The 18,564-nt window shown below is 73.4% G+C and carries 19 protein-coding genes; 5 read left to right on the forward strand and 14 right to left on the reverse strand.

What is annotated here, in order from left to right; genetic code table 11:
- Nucleotides 1-64: 64 nt before the first annotated feature.
- The gene (locus tag VNL12_RS07655; protein WP_325593182.1) at nt 65-982 is read right to left on the reverse strand and encodes an SDR family oxidoreductase; all 918 of its coding nucleotides are present in this window, start codon (nt 980-982) and stop codon (nt 65-67) included.
- 111 nt (nt 983-1,093) lie between these two features.
- Here VNL12_RS07655 and VNL12_RS07660 point away from each other — a divergent pair, with 111 nt between their 5' ends.
- Nucleotides 1,094-1,795 (forward strand): NifU family protein, encoded by a 702-nt coding sequence (locus tag VNL12_RS07660; RefSeq protein WP_325593184.1) that lies wholly within the window; start codon nt 1,094-1,096, stop codon nt 1,793-1,795.
- A gap of 21 nt (nt 1,796-1,816) precedes the next feature.
- Here VNL12_RS07660 and VNL12_RS07665 read toward each other — a convergent pair whose 3' ends face one another.
- The 8 genes from VNL12_RS07665 to dxs all read right to left on the reverse strand — a co-directional run bounded on the left by VNL12_RS07665 (nt 1,817) and on the right by dxs (nt 9,146).
- Nucleotides 1,817-2,863 (reverse strand): hypothetical protein, encoded by a 1,047-nt coding sequence (locus VNL12_RS07665; protein WP_325593186.1) that lies wholly within the window; start codon nt 2,861-2,863, stop codon nt 1,817-1,819.
- Nucleotides 2,860-3,108 carry a sigma factor-like helix-turn-helix DNA-binding protein gene (locus tag VNL12_RS07670; protein ID WP_325593188.1) on the reverse strand — a complete coding sequence of 83 codons (249 nt, stop codon included), beginning with the start codon at nt 3,106-3,108 and terminating at the stop codon, nt 2,860-2,862. Before VNL12_RS07670 ends, VNL12_RS07665 begins: the two co-directional genes overlap by 4 nt.
- Before the next feature lie 192 nt (nt 3,109-3,300).
- Nucleotides 3,301-3,834 carry a hypothetical protein gene (locus VNL12_RS07675; protein WP_325593189.1) on the reverse strand — a complete coding sequence of 178 codons (534 nt, stop codon included), beginning with the start codon at nt 3,832-3,834 and terminating at the stop codon, nt 3,301-3,303.
- Nucleotides 3,835-3,896: 62 nt separating this feature from the next.
- A complete protein-coding gene (locus VNL12_RS07680) occupies nt 3,897-4,835 on the reverse strand; it encodes a DMT family transporter (RefSeq protein ID WP_325593191.1) in 939 nt (312 codons plus the stop codon).
- A 140-nt stretch (nt 4,836-4,975) separates the two neighbouring features.
- Entirely contained in the window at nt 4,976-5,737 is a 762-nt protein-coding gene (locus tag VNL12_RS07685; RefSeq protein ID WP_325593193.1) for a hypothetical protein, read from the reverse strand.
- Nucleotides 5,738-5,775: 38 nt separating this feature from the next.
- Nucleotides 5,776-6,066, reverse strand: a complete 291-nt coding sequence (locus VNL12_RS07690; protein ID WP_325593195.1) for a hypothetical protein — start codon at nt 6,064-6,066, stop codon at nt 5,776-5,778.
- Nucleotides 6,067-6,241: 175 nt separating this feature from the next.
- Nucleotides 6,242-7,117: a DMT family transporter gene (locus VNL12_RS07695; RefSeq protein WP_325593197.1), complete on the reverse strand. Its 876-nt coding sequence runs from the start codon at nt 7,115-7,117 to the stop codon at nt 6,242-6,244.
- Between the two features lie 175 nt (nt 7,118-7,292).
- Nucleotides 7,293-9,146 carry a 1-deoxy-D-xylulose-5-phosphate synthase gene (gene dxs / locus VNL12_RS07700; protein ID WP_349257814.1) on the reverse strand — a complete coding sequence of 618 codons (1,854 nt, stop codon included), beginning with the start codon at nt 9,144-9,146 and terminating at the stop codon, nt 7,293-7,295.
- Between the two features lie 76 nt (nt 9,147-9,222).
- On the opposite strand from dxs, the gene VNL12_RS07705 reads away from it, so the two are divergent.
- A complete protein-coding gene (locus VNL12_RS07705) occupies nt 9,223-10,278 on the forward strand; it encodes a DUF2332 domain-containing protein (RefSeq protein ID WP_325593201.1) in 1,056 nt (351 codons plus the stop codon).
- A gap of 43 nt (nt 10,279-10,321) precedes the next feature.
- Here the strand turns inward: VNL12_RS07705 and VNL12_RS07710 are convergent, their stop codons facing one another.
- Together VNL12_RS07710 and VNL12_RS07715 are read right to left on the reverse strand one after the other, a co-directional pair.
- Complete coding sequence (locus tag VNL12_RS07710) at nt 10,322-11,221, reverse strand: phosphatase PAP2 family protein (RefSeq protein ID WP_325593203.1); 900 nt, start codon at nt 11,219-11,221, stop codon at nt 10,322-10,324.
- Nucleotides 11,218-12,246 (reverse strand): lysylphosphatidylglycerol synthase transmembrane domain-containing protein, encoded by a 1,029-nt coding sequence (locus tag VNL12_RS07715; protein ID WP_325593205.1) that lies wholly within the window; start codon nt 12,244-12,246, stop codon nt 11,218-11,220. The genes VNL12_RS07710 and VNL12_RS07715 overlap by 4 nt, the downstream gene beginning before the upstream one ends.
- Before the next feature lie 331 nt (nt 12,247-12,577).
- On the opposite strand from VNL12_RS07715, the gene VNL12_RS07720 reads away from it, so the two are divergent.
- On the forward strand, nt 12,578-13,438 hold the full coding sequence (locus VNL12_RS07720; RefSeq protein WP_325593207.1) for an alpha/beta hydrolase: 861 nt from the start codon (nt 12,578-12,580) through the stop codon (nt 13,436-13,438).
- A gap of 24 nt (nt 13,439-13,462) precedes the next feature.
- On the opposite strand, the gene VNL12_RS07725 is transcribed toward VNL12_RS07720, so the two are convergent.
- Both VNL12_RS07725 and VNL12_RS07730 read right to left on the reverse strand, forming a co-directional pair.
- The gene (locus VNL12_RS07725) at nt 13,463-14,254 is read right to left on the reverse strand and encodes an HAD family hydrolase (protein ID WP_325593215.1); all 792 of its coding nucleotides are present in this window, start codon (nt 14,252-14,254) and stop codon (nt 13,463-13,465) included.
- A complete protein-coding gene (locus tag VNL12_RS07730) occupies nt 14,176-14,580 on the reverse strand; it encodes a thioesterase family protein (RefSeq protein ID WP_325593209.1) in 405 nt (134 codons plus the stop codon). Before VNL12_RS07730 ends, VNL12_RS07725 begins: the two co-directional genes overlap by 79 nt.
- Before the next feature lie 172 nt (nt 14,581-14,752).
- On the opposite strand from VNL12_RS07730, the gene VNL12_RS07735 reads away from it, so the two are divergent.
- Nucleotides 14,753-16,144, forward strand: coding sequence for a TldD/PmbA family protein (locus tag VNL12_RS07735; RefSeq protein WP_325593211.1), 1,392 nt, complete (start codon nt 14,753-14,755; stop codon nt 16,142-16,144).
- Entirely contained in the window at nt 16,141-17,493 is a 1,353-nt protein-coding gene (locus VNL12_RS07740) for a TldD/PmbA family protein (protein ID WP_325593213.1), read from the forward strand. Before VNL12_RS07735 ends, VNL12_RS07740 begins: the two co-directional genes overlap by 4 nt.
- 7 nt (nt 17,494-17,500) lie before the next feature.
- On the opposite strand, the gene VNL12_RS07745 is transcribed toward VNL12_RS07740, so the two are convergent.
- Complete coding sequence (locus VNL12_RS07745; protein WP_325593217.1) at nt 17,501-18,508, reverse strand: GlxA family transcriptional regulator; 1,008 nt, start codon at nt 18,506-18,508, stop codon at nt 17,501-17,503.
- Nucleotides 18,509-18,564 lie beyond the last annotated feature (56 nt).

Genomic DNA, 18,564 nt, shown 5'->3' on the forward strand with positions numbered 1-18,564 from the left:
GCCTTCACCGCCACCGTCGAGGGCTGACACCCAACCCCCGCTACCGGGAGGCCGCTCGCCGCCATTAGGCGGAGGCCGGAGGTGTCCCTCGCACGACGCTGGGCGCGGCGCCGGCGCCGGCGGTGTCCTCGACGCCCGCGCCACCGGCGAGGGCCTGTTCGGCCGAGAGGGTGATGAAGCGTCCGCAGAAGGCGAAGACGCCCGCACCGTCGGCCGCCACCACCGACCCGCTCATCAAGCGGGCGGCATCGGTGCAGAGGGCGACCACGCTCTCGGCCACGTCGTCGGGGCTCATGGTCTGGCGCATCGGGTGGGTGCGGCGCTCGACGTCGGCCGCCGCCTCGTAGAAGGGCCCGAGCATCAGATGCAGGCTGTCGCCGTCGATCCACCCGGGGTTGACACCGATGACCGACACCCCCCGCTCGCCCACCTCACACGCCAGGTAGGCGACCATCGACTCCATGGCGGCCTTGGCCGCAGCGAGGATGCCGTGGGCTGGGATCCAGGTCACGGTGTCGGCGCCGGAGACGGCCACGACCCGGCCGTGCCCGCTGGCCTCGAGCAGCGGCATCGAGCGCTGGACGAGGCGGAGGAAGCCGGTGACCGAGATGGCGAACGTGCGCTCGAGGTGGCGGGGCTCGGCCTCGAGGAGAGGTCGGAAGCTGGTGGCGGCGGCGTTGGCGACGACGATGTCGAGCCACCCCGGGCCCCGCTCCGAGTCAGCCACCGCCACGAGCAGGGCATCGATGTCGTCGACCTCGCCCATGTCGCAGCGCTGCACCCACGCCCGCTGGCCGGCGGCCTCGACTGCGGCAGCCACCTCCTGCGCCGCGGTCTCCTGACGACGGTAGGTGATGACCACGTCGCACCCGGCCCGGGCCAGTCGCCGGGCGGTGGCCGCGCCGAGGCCCCGCGACGAGCCGGTGACCAGGGCGGTCCTCCCCAAGAGAGAGAACGAGTCGAACGGCGCAGCATCGACCATGGCCGCAACCTACGTGAGTGACCCGCCGCCCCGCCCGGGATGGCGGACGGGGGGCCGTCAGTCGACGGGCGTGAGTGCAGCGTCGCGGCCGGTCGTCGGTAGCCTGAACCCATGGACGCCACCGAGACGCAGACCGCCGGCGATGCAGTCGACACCGCGGCCGACCCGTCGGTCGCCGCCGAGACCCCGACCGCAGCACCGGTGCTGCGGCTCTCCGACGACGCCCACGCCACCGTGGTCGGGCTGCGCGCGGCCGAGGACGACGCCGACGCCCTGGCCCTGCGGGTCGAGGTCACCGGCGTGCGAGGCACCGACTTCACCTACGACCTGGCCTTCGAGGCCGTGGCCGACGCCGCCCCCGAAGACTCCGTCGCCGTGCAGGACGGCATGACCGTCTGGGTCCCCGCCGGCAGCATCGATCGCCTCCGCGGCGCCACCCTCGACATCCCCTCGCGCGAGGGGCAGGGCGGCCTCGTGCTCCGCAACCCGAACCGCCCCGACCCGCTCGGCATGGACGGATCGATCGAGCTCACGGGCACCGTTCCGGAGAAGGTGACCCAGCTGCTCGACGGACACATCAACCCCGCCCTCGCCTCCCACGGCGGGTTCGCCACCCTGGTCAGGATCGAGGGAACCCAGGCCCACATCACCATGGGCGGCGGCTGCCAGGGCTGCGCGGTGAGCGCCATGACGCTCCGCGACGGCATCCAGTCGGCCATCCTCGAACGGATCCCGGAGATCACCGAGGTCGTCGACACCACCGACCACGACGCCGGCGAGAACCCCTTCTACACCGACGACCCGTACTCCTGACCTCTCGTCAGCCCATGCCCGTCACCCGGTGACCGTGATGGGCGTGCGGGCCCGGATCACGACCGGCTCGGTCGCGCCCCCCGGCGGCTCGGGACCCCAGACCAGGTCGTAGGGCCCGGGTGCCAGCCCCGGCGGACCCTCCGGGTGGCAGCGGGCGGTCCCCGCCACCAGATCGAGCGCGGTCTCCTCGGCGTCGAAGGTGACGCCAGACCCGATCGAGGCCATGGCTCCCTGCCACACGCCCACGGTCTCATAGGTGCCCCGCCGCACGACGTAGCCGATCTCGGTGGGCCCCGTCGCGTACTCGACCGGCGCCCCCGGCGCGATGGCGATGATGCGCCCCGAGAGGTCAGCACCGCTTCGGACGGTGTGGGACTCGAGCTCGATGCGGGCATCGAGGGTCGGCACGCCGCCGGCATCGGACGGCGTGGCGAGCTCGGCCACCGCGCGACACTCGTCGCCGCTCGTGGGCGCACCGGTGGGATACCAGCGAGAGCCGACGGTGATCTCGACCGCCCGGGCCGCCACGGAGGGTCCGACCGCCTCGGTGATCTCCTGGGCCGCAGGCCACCCGTCGAGCCCCAGGAAGATCCGCATGGTGTCGCTGGTGACGGCCAGGAGGTTGCCCGACCTGAGCAGCAACGGATTCCGCCCGCCGCCGTCGGGATCCAGGTCGAGGACATCGAGGACGGTGACACGGGCGGCGGCGATCTCCTCGGCCGAGGCGGGCGACCCGGGTGCCAGGGTGGTCGCCGATCTCCAGCCCTCGGGCCACTCATCCGCGGCGAGCGACGTGGTGCTCGTCGATGACGCCGTGCCCTCGCGACCACCGGCCCGCAGCTCGTCGGCGGGGTGCGAGCTCAGCGCAGCGACGCCGATCCCGCCCGCCACCACGGCCAGGGCGGCGGCGACGGCCGCGGCTGCGACCCATGGCGAGCGTGCCGGGTCGAGGCGACGAGCCCGCCGGTGGACCCGGTCGAGGGCGTCGTCCACCTCCTCCCGGCAGGGGGCGGCGACGGCCCGATCGAGGCGACGGCTGAGGTCGTCGGGGCGCCCGGGCTCGTTCATCGGTCCTCCTCGGGGGCCAGCCGGTCACTGCGCGCCAGAGTCCGACGGCCGTCGTACAGGTGCGACTTCACCGTCCCCTCGGCCAGTCCGAGGAGGGTGGCGACCTCGGCCACCGGCCGGTCCTGGGCCAGATCGGCGGCGGCCTCGCGGTCGGCGCAGGCCACGGTGAGCACCCGGAGCAGGCGCGGGTACTCCTCGCGGAACAGCTCGTCGAACCCCGGTGGGCTCCGTTGCGCGTCGGCCATCACGACAGTCTGCGGGCCGCTAGCGCCCGACCGGCGCACGGCACCGGCGCTCCGGGTCATGGCCAGTCCGCCGGCCACTCGTGACGGGGAGAGGAGGAGGGCCCCGGATCGGCGGACGGGGGCAAGCCTCATGACCGTCCCCCACCCCGCGGCCCGGCGTGGGGTTGGGTCTCGCCCCGGTGAGCTGGGCCGTCAGGGCCGGTGGGGTTCGGCGACGACCAGCGCGGCGTCGCCTCCCACCGAGGTCCTCGGGTCCGAACCTTCCTCGAGGGCCCGCACCACCCGGTCGCGGCACTTCCGGCTGGCCCGCCAGCCCTTCACCGCCCAGACCAGCACGGCGTCGGGCGAGACGTCGGCCGCAGGCTCACCGTCAGGCTGCGGCTCGGGCTCGGCCCGGACGAGGATCGGGCGCCCGAACGTCGTGGCGGCCAGCGCGGCGCCGGTGAGGAGCAGTCCGAGGACCAAGGCCTCGAGCAGCCCGAGGGCGACGAAGGGAAGGAACACGAGGAGCACGGCGATGACGACGGCGGCCGCCACGCCCAGCGCGATCACGCCGATCACCGGGACGTCGCCCAGCTCGGCCACCCGGACCAGCTCGAGAGCCCTGAGCCACTGCGTGTCGGGTCCGCGCCACCGCAACCGACGTCCTCGACCGTCGCGCCCGTGGAGCACCGAGCGCCGGACCGTCCACCGCCGACCGTGGGGATCCTCCAGCCGGATCGTCATGGGGTGCCAGGGTAGGCTTCGTGGGGCGGGGGCCGTCACGGCGCCTCACCGGGCATCGACGATCAGCCGGCGGCGATGAGCCCGACCCCGGTCAGGGTGGCGACCACCCCGACGACCTGGATCCGGCGCAGGCGCTCACCGTGGAGCCTCCAGGCCAGGAGGGCCGTCACCGCCGGGTAGAGCGAGGCCAGCACGGCGCTGATCGACACCTGGCCCATGGTGGTGGCGACGGCGAAGGCACCGTTGGCCGAGGAGTCGGTGGTGGCGATGGTGGCCAACGTCGGGAGGTCGCGCCGCTCGGGCCGCACCGCGCCCCGGAGCCGCGTCAGCAGCAGGGTCGTGCAGATGACCGTGACGGTGATGCGCATGACGAGGAGGGTCATGGCCACGCTGGTCTCGCTGCCCCGGGCCACCAACGTGAGGGCCCCGCCGAAGCCGACCGCGGCGATGCCCGAGAGCAGCAGCGGGCGCAGATCGGAGGCCGGCTCGGGGGTCGGCCCATCGGTGGTGCGGGCGGCGGCGGTGGGGACGGCTCGTGCTGCGACCCCTGCGGGATGGGTGAGGGCGGTGGCCGCGGCTCGCCTCGCGGCGGGCGATCCCCGTTCGGGGCCCGAGGCCAGCACCACGCCGGCGACGGTGACCACGATGCCCGCCAGCTGGACCAGCGACGGCGAATCCCCCTGCAGCAGGCCCACCCCGACCGGGATCACCACCCCGGTGGCCGCCACGGGGGCCACCACGCCCATGGTGCCGGTGGCCAGGGCGGAGTAGAAGGCGCCCAGCCCGATGCAGCCCAGCGCGCCGGCGGCGACGCCCCACCCGATGGCCCCGGTGCGACCGGCATCCCCGGCGGCGACCACGATCACGAGGAGCGCCACCCCGCCCAGGCCCTGGGTGACCTGCATGACGGCGACGGGGTGGACCCGCCGGCTGAGGGTGCCGCCGAGGAAGTCCCCCGAGCCCCACAGGAGGCTGGAGAGCAGCGCGAGGAGGGCAGCCATGAGAGCGAGCCACCCTGCCACACCGATGCCGCCGGGCTGGGCGCCCTCCGTCGCCGGTGACACCTTTGGACTCAACTCCCCCGTGGAGGCGGACATGGGTCCAAAGTTCGAGATGGCCGAGCCGCGCCACCTGCCACGGTCTAGGGAACCGGCGCGCCGCCCCTGAACGAGGCCACGCTCGTCGCCAGATCCCCGAGGAAGGCGTCCAGGGCCGTCTCTGTCTCCACCATCATCCGCCGATAGGACCGTAGGGCGTGCCCCGTGCCCGCCACGATCCCGATGGCGCCCGCGACGGGCCACTGCCAGATCTCCGTTGGGTCCACGATCACCTCGAACAGCGCTCCGCCGACCACGCCGATCAGCGGGAGCGCCTGGACGCGAGCAGACAACAGCCGCCCGGGGGAGGCGAGGCTCCCTTCGAGACGGACGTGAGCAACGGCCGGTCGGGACGGAACCTCCACCACGGTGGCTCGCAGCTCCCTGAGGGCCAGGAGCGGGTGGTGTCGTCGACCGCGGAGGCGCCGGGCCATGGCCGCAGAGACTCCGGGCGAGGGGGTCCACACGGTCAGGTCACCCATCCGCCGGACGACGTCGAGCTGGCTACGGCGCGCCTCGTCCTCGAGGGCGGACACCACCTCATGAGGGTGGCCGGGCACCGCCCGAGAGCCGCTCACGGTACCCCAAGGCGCTGCGATGGGGAGGGTGAAAGCACCGCCGCGCAACTCGACCAGCGCCGCTCGGACCGAGCCTGGCGACAGGCCGACCTCCCGACCGATGTCCTCCATCGCCCGGTCGTCGAGCATCCCGTCACCCTGGCCCGGCCCGCCGGTCGTTTCCAGCTCGGCCGCCCGGCGAAACACGAGAGCCGCCTCGTCTGGGTTCAGCCGGTCGCGCAGGGCCATGGCGTGAATCCTGCCATCCCTCTTTGTCGCCCGCCCGGTCAGGCGACGAAGTCGCTGCCCATCTTGATCTCCTGGTTGTCGATGAGGAGCGTGTAGTGCGTGTTCAGGCCCTGCTCGATCCGCACGTGGAACGCCTTGGGTTCCTCGCCCGGCAGGGTGCCCTCGAGGTGATCCCCGAAGAAGGTGGTCTCCACGTCCTGGGCCTCGCCGTCGACGAAGAGCTGGTGGTGGTTGCCGATCCCTCGACCGGTCTTGCTCTCGACCGCGATGGTGTGGCCGTCATAGGCCACCTCGGCCCGTCCCTTGAACAGTGCGTCCTTGACGCCCATGAGCTTCTCCTTTGCCTCGGGTGCCTGCTTGTTCCCGGAGCAGCGCGGGCTAAACGCGCGGGTGCCGGGCGAGGGCCGATGCCGACCCGGCCGAGGGGCCACCGTCCAGCCGGCTCGTCCCGGCCTCGAGGGTGGAGCGCCGACCGACGAGGCTGCGATGCATCGGTCGTCCCGGTCAGCCGGCGGCGATCATGGCCACGCCGAGCAGCGTGGTGACCACGCCGACGACCTGGACCCGGCGCAGCCGCTCGTGCAGGAAGCGCCAGGCCAGCAGGGCTGTGATGGCCGGGTACAGTGACGCCAGCACGGCGCTCACCGACAACTGGCCGAGGGTGGTGGCCACCGCGTAAGCGCCGTTGGCCCCGGCGTCGGTGACGGCGACCACCGACAGCACCGGCAGATCCCGGCGCCCCGGGCGAGCGGCGCGCCGCACGACGATAAGCAGGAGGGCAGTGCAGGCCACGGTCGTCGTGACCCGCATCACCAGCAGCGTCATGGCCACACTGGACTGGCTGCCCTCGGCTACGAGGGCAGCCCCGGTGCCGAAGCCCACGGCGGCGACGCCGGCGAGCAGCAGCGGCCGGCGCCGGGCCACCGTCGGCGTGGCGGAGGGCTCGCCCGGCCCGGCGGGGACAGCACGACCGCGTCCGCGCTCGGGACCCGAGGCCAGGACGACGCCGACCACGGTCACCGCGATGCCGGCCAGCTGGATCGCGAAGGGCGAGTCGCCGCCGGCCAGGCCGACCGCCACCGGGATGACCACCCCGGTGGCGGCGATGGGCGCGACCACGCCCATCGTCCCGGACGCGAGGGCGGCGTAGAACGACCCGACGCCGAGGGAGCCGAACACGGCCGCCGCCACCCCCCAGGCAACGGCCCCGGTGCGGCCGGTCTCGCCCGTGGCCACCACGACGACCACCAGACCGACCGCGGCAATGCCCTGCGTGGCCCGCACCACCGCCACTGGGTGCACCGTCCGACTGAGGCGGCCACCGAGGAAGTCGCCGGTGCCCCACAGCAGGCTGGCGAGCAGGGCGAGGAGGGCAGCCATGGGAGCCGGCCACCCTGCCACACCGACCGCTCACGCTCCCCCGAGACCGAGCCCGAGCCGCGGATCTCGAGCGGAGCCGCCCGAATGGTCGATCGTCCCCCGCGGGGGCGGGGGATTGACCTTCCGGGGGAGGGGCTGCCGGCGAGGGCCGGGCCCTCGTCGCCGACGAGGAGGGTCAGCGCCCGAGGGCGCGACGCACCTCGGCGGCGACGCCGGTGGCGTCGAGGCCGAGCCCGGCAAGGATCGCGTCGGGCTTGCCCTGGTCGAGGTAGCGGGTCGGGATGCCCATCACCCGCACCAGAGGTCGCTTCCCGGCGGGCCGGGAGAGGGTGGCCTCGGCGACCTCGTCGGCGAGCGTGGCGCCGATGCCGCCGTCGCGGTAGCCGTCCTCGGCCGAGACGACCAGGGGGTGCCCGGTGGCGTCGGCGACGAGGGCCGGGTCGAGGGGGTGCACGACCCGGGGGTCCCACACCGAGCAGGAGATGCCCTCGGCCTCGAGCACCTCGGCCGCCTCGGTGCACGCCGCGAGCAGCTTGCCCACGCCGATCAGGCACACGTCCGTGCCGGAGCTGACCTTGCGGCCCCGCATCCCGGAGCCGACCTCAGCCTCGGCCACGTGCGGGGCCGCGGTCTTCGACCAGCGGATGGCGACGGGGCCCGACGTGATCTCCAGGGCGTCGTGCAGCATCTGCTGCACCTCCTGGTACGACGACGGGGCGAAGATCGCCATCCCCGGCACCTTCGAGAGCAGCACCATGTCGAGCACGCCGTGGTGCGAGGCACCGTCGTCGCCGGTGATGCCGGCCCGGTCGAGGCAGAACACGACGGGCTGGCCGTGGAGACCGACATCGAGGTTGGTCTGGTCGAAGGCCCGGCTGAGGAAGGTCGAGTAGAGGGCGACCACGGGGCGCAGGCCGCCCATGGCCATGCCGGCGGCCGAGGTGACGGCGTGCTGCTCGGCGATGCCGACGTCAATCATGCGACCGGGGAAGGCATCGTTGAACGCGAGCAGGCCGGTCGAGTCGGGCATGGCCGCGGTGATCGCCACCAGCTCGGGGCGGTTCTCGGCCTCCTTGATGAGCGCCTCGGTGAACGCGGCGGTGTAGGAGCCGGGCTTGGCCGCACCGATGTCGTGCATGCGCTTGACGTCGTCGGCCTCGGCCGGGGCGTGGCCCTTGCCCTTGTCGGTGAGCACGTGGACCACGATGGGCTCTTCGAGCTCCGCCGCGTGGCGCAGGGCCGTCTCCAGACCGGCGATGTCGTGGCCGTCGATGGGTCCGGTGTACTTCATGCCCAGGGACTCGAAGAACACCGGCGGTTCGAGCATCTCGCGCATGCCGGCCAGGGCTCCCTGCATCCCCCAGGCCAGGTGGTCGCCCACGTAGGGCACCTTGCGGACGGCGTCCTCGACCCGGGCCCGCTGACGCACGTAGCGGGGATCGACCCGCAGCCGCGACACCGTCTCGCTCATGCGCCCCACCGTGGGGGCATACGAGCGCCCGTTGTCGTTGAGGATGATGATGGCCTTCTTGCCCGAGTGGCCCAGGTTGTTGAGCGCCTCGTACGCCATGCCGCCGGTGAGGGCGCCGTCGCCGATCACGGCCACCACCCGCCGGCCCTCGCCGATCCCGGACTCTTGGGCGACGGCCAGGCCGTGGGCGTAGCTGATGATCGTCGAGGCGTGGCTGTTCTCGACCCAGTCGTGCTCGGACTCGTCGCGGCACGGGTAGCCGGACATGCCCCCGGCCTGGCGCAGGGTGTCGAAGGCGCGCCGCCGACCGGTGACGAGCTTGTGGACGTAGGCCTGGTGGCCGATGTCCCACAGCAGGATGTCGCGCGGCGAGTCGAACACCCGGTGCAGGGCGAGGGTCAGCTCCACCGCGCCGAGGTTGGAACCCAGGTGGCCGTGGCCGGTGCGGGAGACGGCGTCGACGATGAACTCACGGATCTCGAGCGCCAGCTCGTCGAGCTGAACATGGGACAAGCGCCGCAAGTCTGCCGGGCAGTGGATCCGGTCGAGCAACATCAGGGTCAACCTATCGTCCCGACCCGTCGGGGCGTCAGCACGCAACGGGGTCGGGGGCCCCGGCGGCCACACTGGGGCGATGGGACCGGGTCCGGGTGCGGGGCTGGGCGCGGTGCTGCGAGCCCAGCAGCGGGGTTGCGCCATCGGCGGCTCGGCGCTCTACGCCGGGCTGCTCGACGAGGTGATGGCCGATGTCGCCGCCGGGGGCCCCTGTCGGGTCGTGCTCGAGCCCTTCGCCGGCGAACCCTGGGCCGATGCCGTCGTGCTGCGCTTCCTCGCCGCGGTGCACGAGCTGGTGCTCGACGGTTCCGCCCCGGAGCTGGCCCGTCACTACCCCTCGGTCGGGGGGACGCCCGGTGACGGGGTCGGAGCGGCGCTGGTCGGGGCCGTCGAGCACCACCGCGAGCGGGTGGCGGAGCGCACTGCGGCGCCGATCCAGACGAACGAGGTCGGGCGCTCGGTGGCGCTGCTCGGCGGCTACTTCGCCCTCGCCGCCGGCGGGCGCCCGCTGCGGGTCCTCGAGGTCGGAGCGAGTGCCGGGCTGAACCTGCGCTTCGACCACTTCCGCTACGAGGCGGGGACGGCGGCCTTCGGCCCGGCCGCGGCGGAGGTCCGCTTCGTGGAGCCGTGGACGGGCTGCCCCCCTCGGCTCGACGGGGCGATCGAGGTGGTCGAGCGGCGAGGCTGCGACACCCGTCCCCTCGACCCGGCTTCGGCGAAAGACCGGCTGCGCCTGCGGGCGTGCGTCTGGCCCGACCAACCCGACCGCCGGCGACGCCTCGACGGTGCCCTCGCCATCGCCGCCCGGGTGCCGGCCCCGGTCGACCGGGCCGACGCGACGACGTGGATCGCGGCGCAGCTGGCGGCGCCGGTGCAAGGGGTGACCACCGTGGTCGTCCACTCGATCGTCGTCCAGTACCTCACCGCGGACCGACGGCGGGGCTTGGAGCAGGCCATCGCCGATGCCGGCGCCCGCGCCACCGCTGACGCACCGGTGGCCTGGCTGCGGATGGAGCCGGCCAGTGTCGAGGAGGCCGAGGTCCGCCTCACCCGCTGGCCGGTGCCCTCGCCGCCGGTCGACGAGGTGCGGGCCCACAGCGGCTTCCACGGTCCCCCCGTCCGCTGGCACGGCTGACCGACCCGGCGGCCCGGCCGCCAGGACTGCCGGGACCGCCCGGTCAGGTCGAGGCGGGGGAGGGCTCGCGCCGGGCGAAGCGGCCCTCGTTCCACATCGTGACCACCCGGGCGGCGCCGAAGCCGACGGCGAAGGCGGCCCAACCCCCGACCGCGTCGAGCCAGTAGTGGTTGCCGGTGATGAGGATGCCGAACACGGTGGCCAGCGGGTACAGTACGACCAACGACCGGGCCCACCGACGCCGGACCAGGCCCCACATCACGAACGCGCTCCAGGTCGACCAGCCGGTGTGCATGCTCGGCATGGCCGCATACTGGTTGGAGACCTCGGCCACCTCCTCGTCCTGGAACGAGAGCCAGCCGCCGTGCACCTCCAGGGTGTCGACGACGTCGTAGCCGTTGCAGTCCTCGCCCCGCTGGTAGCAGGCGCCGAACTTCGAGGTGTCGTCGAGGAGGCGGGGCGGCATGAGCGAGTAGGAGGCGAAGCCGACCAGGGCCACCGCGGTCATCGCCGCCAGCGTGGTGCGCCACACCGAGTAGCGGTCGGGCTGGCGCCGGTAGAGCCAGATCAGCGCCCCGGCGGTGACGAGGAAGTGGGCGGTGCCGTAGTAGATGTTCCAGGCGCGGATGGCGCCCATGCCGGGCAGGTCGAGGTACCAGCGCTGGAGCTCTGGTTCGAACCAGAGCCCGACGGCGTCCTGCAGGCCGATGACGTCGCGGGCGTGGGCGAAGGCGACGCCGGCGGCGTCGTTGCCGGCCGAGCCGAACTGGTTCCGGATCCAGGAGTACACGAGGTAGAAGGCGGCCATGTACAGCAGCTCGCGCCACCACCGCAGGCGCCGGCCCGATGCGGTGGCGGGCGCGTCGGACGCCGATGGCTCGCGCTCGCCGGGGCGGACCGCACGGGTCGGTGGGCTGGTCTCGTCGCCCTGCGAAACGGTCACACCGGGATCGAGGCGGGGCCGTCGGGGCGGCCCGGGGCCCTCGGGTCCGAGGGACCGGCCGGCCCGCCGTCGGCCCGCCGGCGCCCGCCGATGGCGAAGGCGGGCGCCCCCAGCAGGCTGACCAGCAGGTTGAGCACGTAGAGCAGGATCCCCAGGGCCACGGCCTGGGCGGTGGGCACGCCGAGCGGCTGGAGGAACAGGGCGAAGAGCCCCTCGCGCACGCCGAGGCCCGAGATGCTGATCGGCATCACCTGGGCGATGGCCACCGCCGGGAAGAAGGCGAGCAGGGCGGTGGGGCCGGCATCGGCGATGCCGAGGGCCCGTGCCGCCATCACTGCGGCGGCGACGAGCACGAGCTGGTAGGCGAAGCCGACGGCGACGACGCTCGCGGCCTGGCGAGGATGGGAGCGCAGGGCGTTGAGGCCCACGCTCACGGCGGCCAGGAAGCGCCGCCACCCACTCTCGGCGTCCATCTCGCCCCAGCGCCGGGCGGCCACCGCCAGGACCACGAGCACCAGGGCGACCAGCGTGCCGCAGGCCAGGCTGAACGCCATCTGGGTCGCAGGGCCGAGATCCTGCAGGGGAGGGTTGAGCAGCAACCCGATGAAGGTGATGAGCGGCAGCACCAGCCACCCGGTGAGGCGCTCGAGCACCACCGAGGCGAAGCTGTCGTGCATGCGGCCGTTGTCGCGGGCGAGGCGAGACACGCGCAGCACGTCGCCGCCGATGGTGGTGGGCAGCACGTTGGCCACGAACTGACCGGCGAAGTAGTGCGAGAGCAACCGGTTCAGGGGCGCCGGCCGGCCCATGGCGGCCAGCACCGTCTGCCACCGCACGGCCGAGAGCACGATGCTGGCCAGGGTCAGGGCCGTGGCCCCAGCGAGCCAGAGGGCCGTTGCGGTGGTCCACTCCGGCAGCACCCGAGAGCTGTCGGTCTCGATCTTGGTCAGCAGGAACCACAGCATGCCGGCGCTCACCACGATCCGGAGCCCGAGCACCAGGCGACGACGGGTGCTCTCGTTCACCGGAGCTTCTCGGGTGTGGGGGGCGTCTTCGCGGTGATGGCGGGCGAGGGGCTCCGGTCGATGTGGGTGCTGCTCTCGCGCACGGCGCCGACCCCCTTTCTGCAACAGGACGAGGCGCCCTCCGGGGCGCGGAGCGCCGGTGACCAGCCGGATCGAGGGCCCACGGTAGTCGGCCCCCGGCCCGCTCCCCGGGCCGGTCATGGGGGCTGTCCCTCCGCCGGACGGCTCCGGCTCCGACCCGCCATGGCCGGCGACGACCGGCGGCGTGGGCGCGCCGGTGCGGGGCGTGCGTAGAGTGCGGTCGACCGCGGACGAGGCCACGGGGTGCGATGTGAAGATCCGAGACATCACCAGCCCCCGCCTCCGCCACAGCGTCGCCGAGGCCGGGTCCGGTGCGCCGTTGCTGCTGCTGCACGGTTTCACCGGGGCCAAGGAGGACTTCGTCGACTTCCTCGACGGGTTCGCCGACCGGGGCTGGCATGTGGTCGCCCCCGACCACCGCGGGCACGGGGCGAGCGACGCCCCCGCGGAGGAGGCCGCCTACTCCCTCGACACCATGGCAACCGACGCCTTCGCCCTGGCCGACGAGCTGGGCTGGCACCGCTTCGACCTGCTCGGCCACTCGATGGGGGGCATGGTCGCCCAGGTCATGGCCCTGCAGGCCCCGGAGCGGGTGGGTTCGCTGGTGTTGATGGATACGAGTCACGGGACGGTGCAGGGCATCGACCCGGAGCTGGCCGCGCTCGCCGTCGACGTGGTGCGCGGTGAGGGGGTGGAGCGCCTGATGGTGCTGTCGGCCGAGCTCGACACCCGGAAGCCCAGCCCGGCCGACGCTCGGGTGCGGGCCGAGCGGCCCGGCTACGTCGAGTTCGGTGAGCGCAAGATGCGGGCCTGCTCACCGGCGATGTACGCGGCGATGGTGACCGAGATGCTCGGCGTCCACGACCGCCTCGACGCCTTGCGGGGGCTCGACCGGCGGACTCTCGTGGTGGTGGGGGAGCAAGACGAGGCGTTCGTCGGCCCGTCCGGGCGCCTGGCCGAGGCGATCCCCGGTGCGACCCTCGAGGTCGTCGGCGACGCCGGCCACAGCCCGCAGTTCGAGAACCCTGACCGCTGGTGGAAGGTGGTCAGGCGCTTCCTCGAGCACGGCCGGTCCGACGTCGACCACACCGACCAGCGGGTCGACGCCTGACGTGTACGCCTGACGCCCGACAAGTCAGGGCGCGTCGGTGAGCCAGTCGGCCAGCTCGCCGAGCGACGCGAGCACCGGGAAGTCGGTGTCGTCGTCGTCGACGTCCTCGTGGGCCCAGGTGATGGCATAGGGGATGTGGACGGCGTGGCCGCCGATGCCGATCACCGGCAGCACGTCGGAGCGCACGGAGTTGCCAACCATGAGGAACGCCTCGGGCTCGACGCCCATGCGCGCTACGACCTGGGCGTAGGTGCGCTCGTCCTTCTCCGAGACGATCTCGACCCGCTCGAAGTGCTCGACGAGGCCCGAGCGGGCGATCTTCTGTTCCTGGTGGATGAGGTCGCCCTTGGTCACCAGCACCAGGCGACGGGACTCCCCCAGCCGGGCCACGGCGTCGGCCACCCCGTCGAGCAGGTCGACCGGGTGGGCCAGCATCTCCTTGCCCATGTCGAGCAGCTGGCCCACCGCGGCGCCGCTGACATCACCGCCGCTCACCTGGAGGGCGGTCTCGATCATCGAGAGGGTGAAGCCCTTGATGCCGTAGCCGAAGAGCTCGAGGTTGCGACGCTCGGTGGCGTCGTGGAGCGCCCGGACATCCTCGCCCTCGGGCGTCCACGGGGCGAGGATCTCGGTGAAGGTGTCGGCGGCGGCGGCGAAGAAGGTCTCGTTGTGCCAGAGGGTGTCATCGGCGTCGATGCCGAGGACCTCGACGCCGTCGGGCGGCGGCGCCGGTGTCGTCAGCCCGCTGCCTTGGAGAGGAACTCGGCCCGCTCGACGACCACCCGGGTGACCCGGCCGGCGGCCACGAGGCTGCAGCGGTCGTTCACCGTGACGGTGAAGGTGAGGCGCCGGCCCTCGATCTTGTCGAGTGTCGCCTCAGCGGTGACGAGGCCGCCGACCCGCGTCGGGGCGAGGTGGTCGATCTGCACCCGCATGCCCACGGTGGTCTGCTCCGGCGAGAGGGCACTGCCCAGCGCGGCGAGCGAGGCCTGCTCGCAGAGCCCCACGACCCGGGGCGTCCCCAGCACCGCGACATCGCCGGAGCCCAGGGCCGCCGCGGTGTCACCCTCAGCCACGTCGAGGCTCACCGTCGCCGTCAGGCCCACGCGGAACACCTTGCTGGATCCGGGCGGGAGCGGCACGTCTCGCACGCTAAGCCACGCCGCCCGACCGATCGCAACTCCCGGCCTAAGGGGCTCGACGAGCCGTCGCCGAGTGGTGGCACCCGTCCGGGGAAGCGGTCGTTCCCTCGGTACGCTGGCGGATCTGCGGGCCCCTGCGGCCCGACGAACGTCCCCGACCAGGAGTGCTGTTGTGATCGAAGAGGCCGTCGTGTCCCGGGTGCTCTCCTCGGCCCTCACCGCCGGCGGCGAGTTCGCCGAGGTCTTCGCCGAGGACAAGCGCTCCACCTCCGCCGTGCTCGACGATGGCCGCATCGAGGAGCTCTCCTCGGGCCGCGACCGGGGCGCCGGGGTGCGGGTCATCAGCGGTGACACCACCGGCTACGCCCACACCTCGGACCTCTCGGAGTCGGGCCTCCTCGCCGCCGCCGAGGCCGCCGGCGCGGCCGCCCGTCGCGGTGGCGGGGGGAGCACCGTGGTCGGCCTCGAACGCCAGGCGAGCCGGCACCCCAGCACGGTGGCGATCCAGCCCGAGGACGTGGCCAAGGCCCAGAAGGTCGAGCTGCTGCGGCGGGCCGACGAGGCAGCCCGCTCGTCCAACGGGTCGGTCAGCCAGGTCAGCGCCCGCTACGGCGACAGCCGGCGCAGGATCCTCGTGGCCAACAGCGACGGCCTCCTCGCCGCCGACGACCAGGTCCGGTCGCTCTTCTCGGTCGGCGTGGTGGCTTCGGGCGACACGGGCATGCAGACCGGTCGCCAGAGCGTCGGCCACACCATCGGCTTCGAGCTCTTCGACCGCTACGAGGTCGATGACCTGGCCCGCGCCGCGGCCGGGCGGGCCATCACCAAGCTGTCGGCCCGGCCCGCGCCGAGCGGCACCATGCCCGTCGTCATCGGCGCCGGCGGCGGCGGCGTGCTGTTCCACGAGGCCTGCGGTCACGGCCTCGAGGCCGACCTGGTGTCCAAGGGGGCATCGGTCTACAAGGGTCGCAAGGGCGAGAAGGTGGCCTCGCCGCTCGTGACCCTGATCGACGACGGCACCGTCGCCGATGAGTGGGGCTGCTTCGGCATCGACGACGAGGGCAGCCCGGCCCAGCGCAACGTGCTGATCGAAGACGGCGTGCTGACCGACTACATGTACGACGTCACCCGGGCCCGCAAGGAGGGCCGACCTCGGTCCGGCAACGGCCGACGTCAGAGCTACCAGCACCTGCCGATGGTGCGGATGACCAACACGTTCCTGGCCAACGGCGCCGACGACCCGGCCGACATCATCGCCGGCACCGACCAGGGCGTGTACGTGGCCCAGCTCGGCGGCGGGTCGGTCAACACCGCCACCGGCGACTTCGTGTTCGGGATGTGGGAGGCGTACCTGATCGAGGGCGGCGAGATCACCGAGCCGCTCCGCGAGGGGAACCTCATCGGCAACGGTCCCCGGGTGCTGCTCGACATCGAGGCGCTCGGCGACGACTTCGCCATGGGTTCGCCCGGCACCTGCGGCAAGGACGGCCAGGGTGTGCCCGTCGGCGACGGCGTCCCCACCTTGCGCGTGGCCGCCCTCACCATCGGCGGCACCGCCGCATGAGCGGGTCGGGGGACCTGACCGACATCGCCGACCGGGTGGTCGGCTGGGCCCAGGACGGCGAGGCGGTCGAGGCCGTCGTCGGGCGCAGCCGCCACACCGAGGTGCGGGCCTATGACCGCGACGTCGAGTCGCTCTCCTCCGCGGAGTCGATGGGCGTCGGCATCCGGGTCGTGCTCGGCGACCGTCAGGGCTTCGCCTACGCCGCCACCTTCGACGACGACGTGCTGGCCGAGACGCTCACCGAGGCGCGCGACAACGCCATCTTCGCCAGCCCCGACCCCCACGTCGGGCTGGCCGAGCCCGACGGGGTCGACGTACCCGAGCTCGACCTGTACCGCCCCTCGCTGCTCGAGGTGCCGACCGAGCGCAAGGTCGCCCTGGCCCTCGAGCTGGAGGCCGCGGTGCGCGACGCCGACCCACGCATCTCAGGGGTCGAGTCGGCCGAGTTCGTCGACGCCATGGGCGAGTCCTGCGTGGCCTCGACCACCGGCATCCGTTCCGAGTCAGCCTCCACCGCCTGCTACGTGGCCGTGTCGTGCCTGGCCGAGGCCGACGGCCTCACCCAGACCGGCTTCGGCTTCTCGGTCGGGCGCGAGCTGAGCGACATCGTGCTGGCCGACGCGGCCGACGACGCCGTGGTCCGTGCGACCCGTCTGCTCGGGGCCACCAAGCCGGCCAGCACCCGGGCCACGATCGTGCTCGACCCCTACGTGACCGCCCAGGTCATCGGCATCATCGGCTCGACCCTCTCGGGTGAGGCGGTGCTGAAAGGCCGTTCACCATTCGCCGAACGGCTGGGCGACGAGGTCGGCTCGCCGCTGCTCACGCTCGTCGACGACGCCACCAACCCGCTGGCCTACACGGCCTCGGCCACCGACGGCGAGGGCCTCGCGAGCCGCCGCAACGCCCTCATCACCGACGGCGTGCTGAGCCAGTTCGTCCACAACGCCTACACCGGGCGCTGGGCGGGCACAGCCTCGACCGGCAACGCCGTGCGGGGCGGGTTCAAGTCGACGCCGGGGGTGGGGTGCCGGGCCCTGGCGCTCGCGCCCGGCGAGCTGGACCAGCCCGCCCTGCTGCGCCAGGTCGGCGATGGGCTGCTCATCTCGTCGGTGATCGGCATGCACTCGGGTGTGAACCCGATCAGCGGCGACTTCTCCACCGGCGCCGAGGGCCTCCGCATCACCGACGGCGAGCTCGGGGCCCCGCTCCGGGAGTTCACCATCGCCTCCACGCTGCAGCGGATGCTCCGCGACATCGAGGCGGTCGGCTCCGACATCGACTGGCTGCCGATGAGCGCGGCGGGCGTCAGCCTCGTCATCCGCGACGTGACCATCTCCGGCACCTGATCGCGCCTCAGACCCGGGCGTCGGCACCGGGGGCCGGAAAGGTGCGGCGGTAGGCACCGGGCGGCACCCCGACCCGCTCGGCGAAGCGGGCCCGGAGCGCCGAGGGGGAGGAGAAGCCGGTGACCCGCGCGATCGCCTCCACCGAGAGCGTGGTGGTCTCGAGCAGCTCGCGGGTCCGGTCGACGCGCTGGTCGACCACCCAGCGATGGGGGGTCGTGCCCACGACGTCGGTGAACCGGCGGGCGAAGGTGCGGGGGCTCATGGCGGCGCGGACGGCCATGACCTCGACCGAGAGGTCCTCGTCCAGGTGGTCGGCGGCCCACGAGGTCACCGTCGCCAACCCGTCGATGTCGGGGGCGGGCGTGGCCCTCGGGGCGGTGTACTGGGCTTGGCCGCCCTGGCGGTGGGGCGGGACGACGAGGTGGCGGGCCACCGCCGTGGCCACCGCCGTGCCGTGGTCGCGGCGCACCATGTGCAGGCAGAGGTCGAGGCCGGCGGCGGAACCGGCCGAGGTGAGGAGGTTCCCCTCGTCGATGTAGAGGACGTCGGGATCGACCCGGGCGGCCGGGAAGAGCTGGGCCAGGGCGTCGCAGTAGGCCCAGTGGGTCGTTGCCCGCCGCCCGTCGAGGAGCCCGGCGTGGCCGAGGGCGAACGCACCGGTGCAGATCGACACCACGCGGGCGCCCCGCGCCGCGGCCCGCCGCAGACCCGCCAGCACGGCATCGTCCGGGGGGCGTTCCCAGTCGGGCCACGCCGGTATGACGACGGTCTCTGCGGTGCGCAGGGCCCCGAGACCGGCGTCGGGCACGATCCCGAAGCCGGCGGTGGTGGGCAGCGGGCCCGGCGTCGCCGCCGCCACCCGGAACCGGTACCAGGGCTCCGGCACGCCGGGGTGGCGCGCGCCGAAGACGGCGGCCGCGATCACCAGCTCGAACGGGGACATGCCGTCACTCGCGAGGGCGACGACCCGGTGGGGGTCGGAACGGGAGGCGCACGGTGGTGGCATAGGCACCATCTTGGCAGGAAAGTGGCAGGTCTGCGCAGTCCTGCCACTCGTCGGGTGCGGTTGGC

The sequence above is a fragment of the Iamia sp. genome (assembly GCF_035575815.1).
GTDB lineage: Bacteria > Actinomycetota > Acidimicrobiia > Acidimicrobiales > Iamiaceae > Iamia.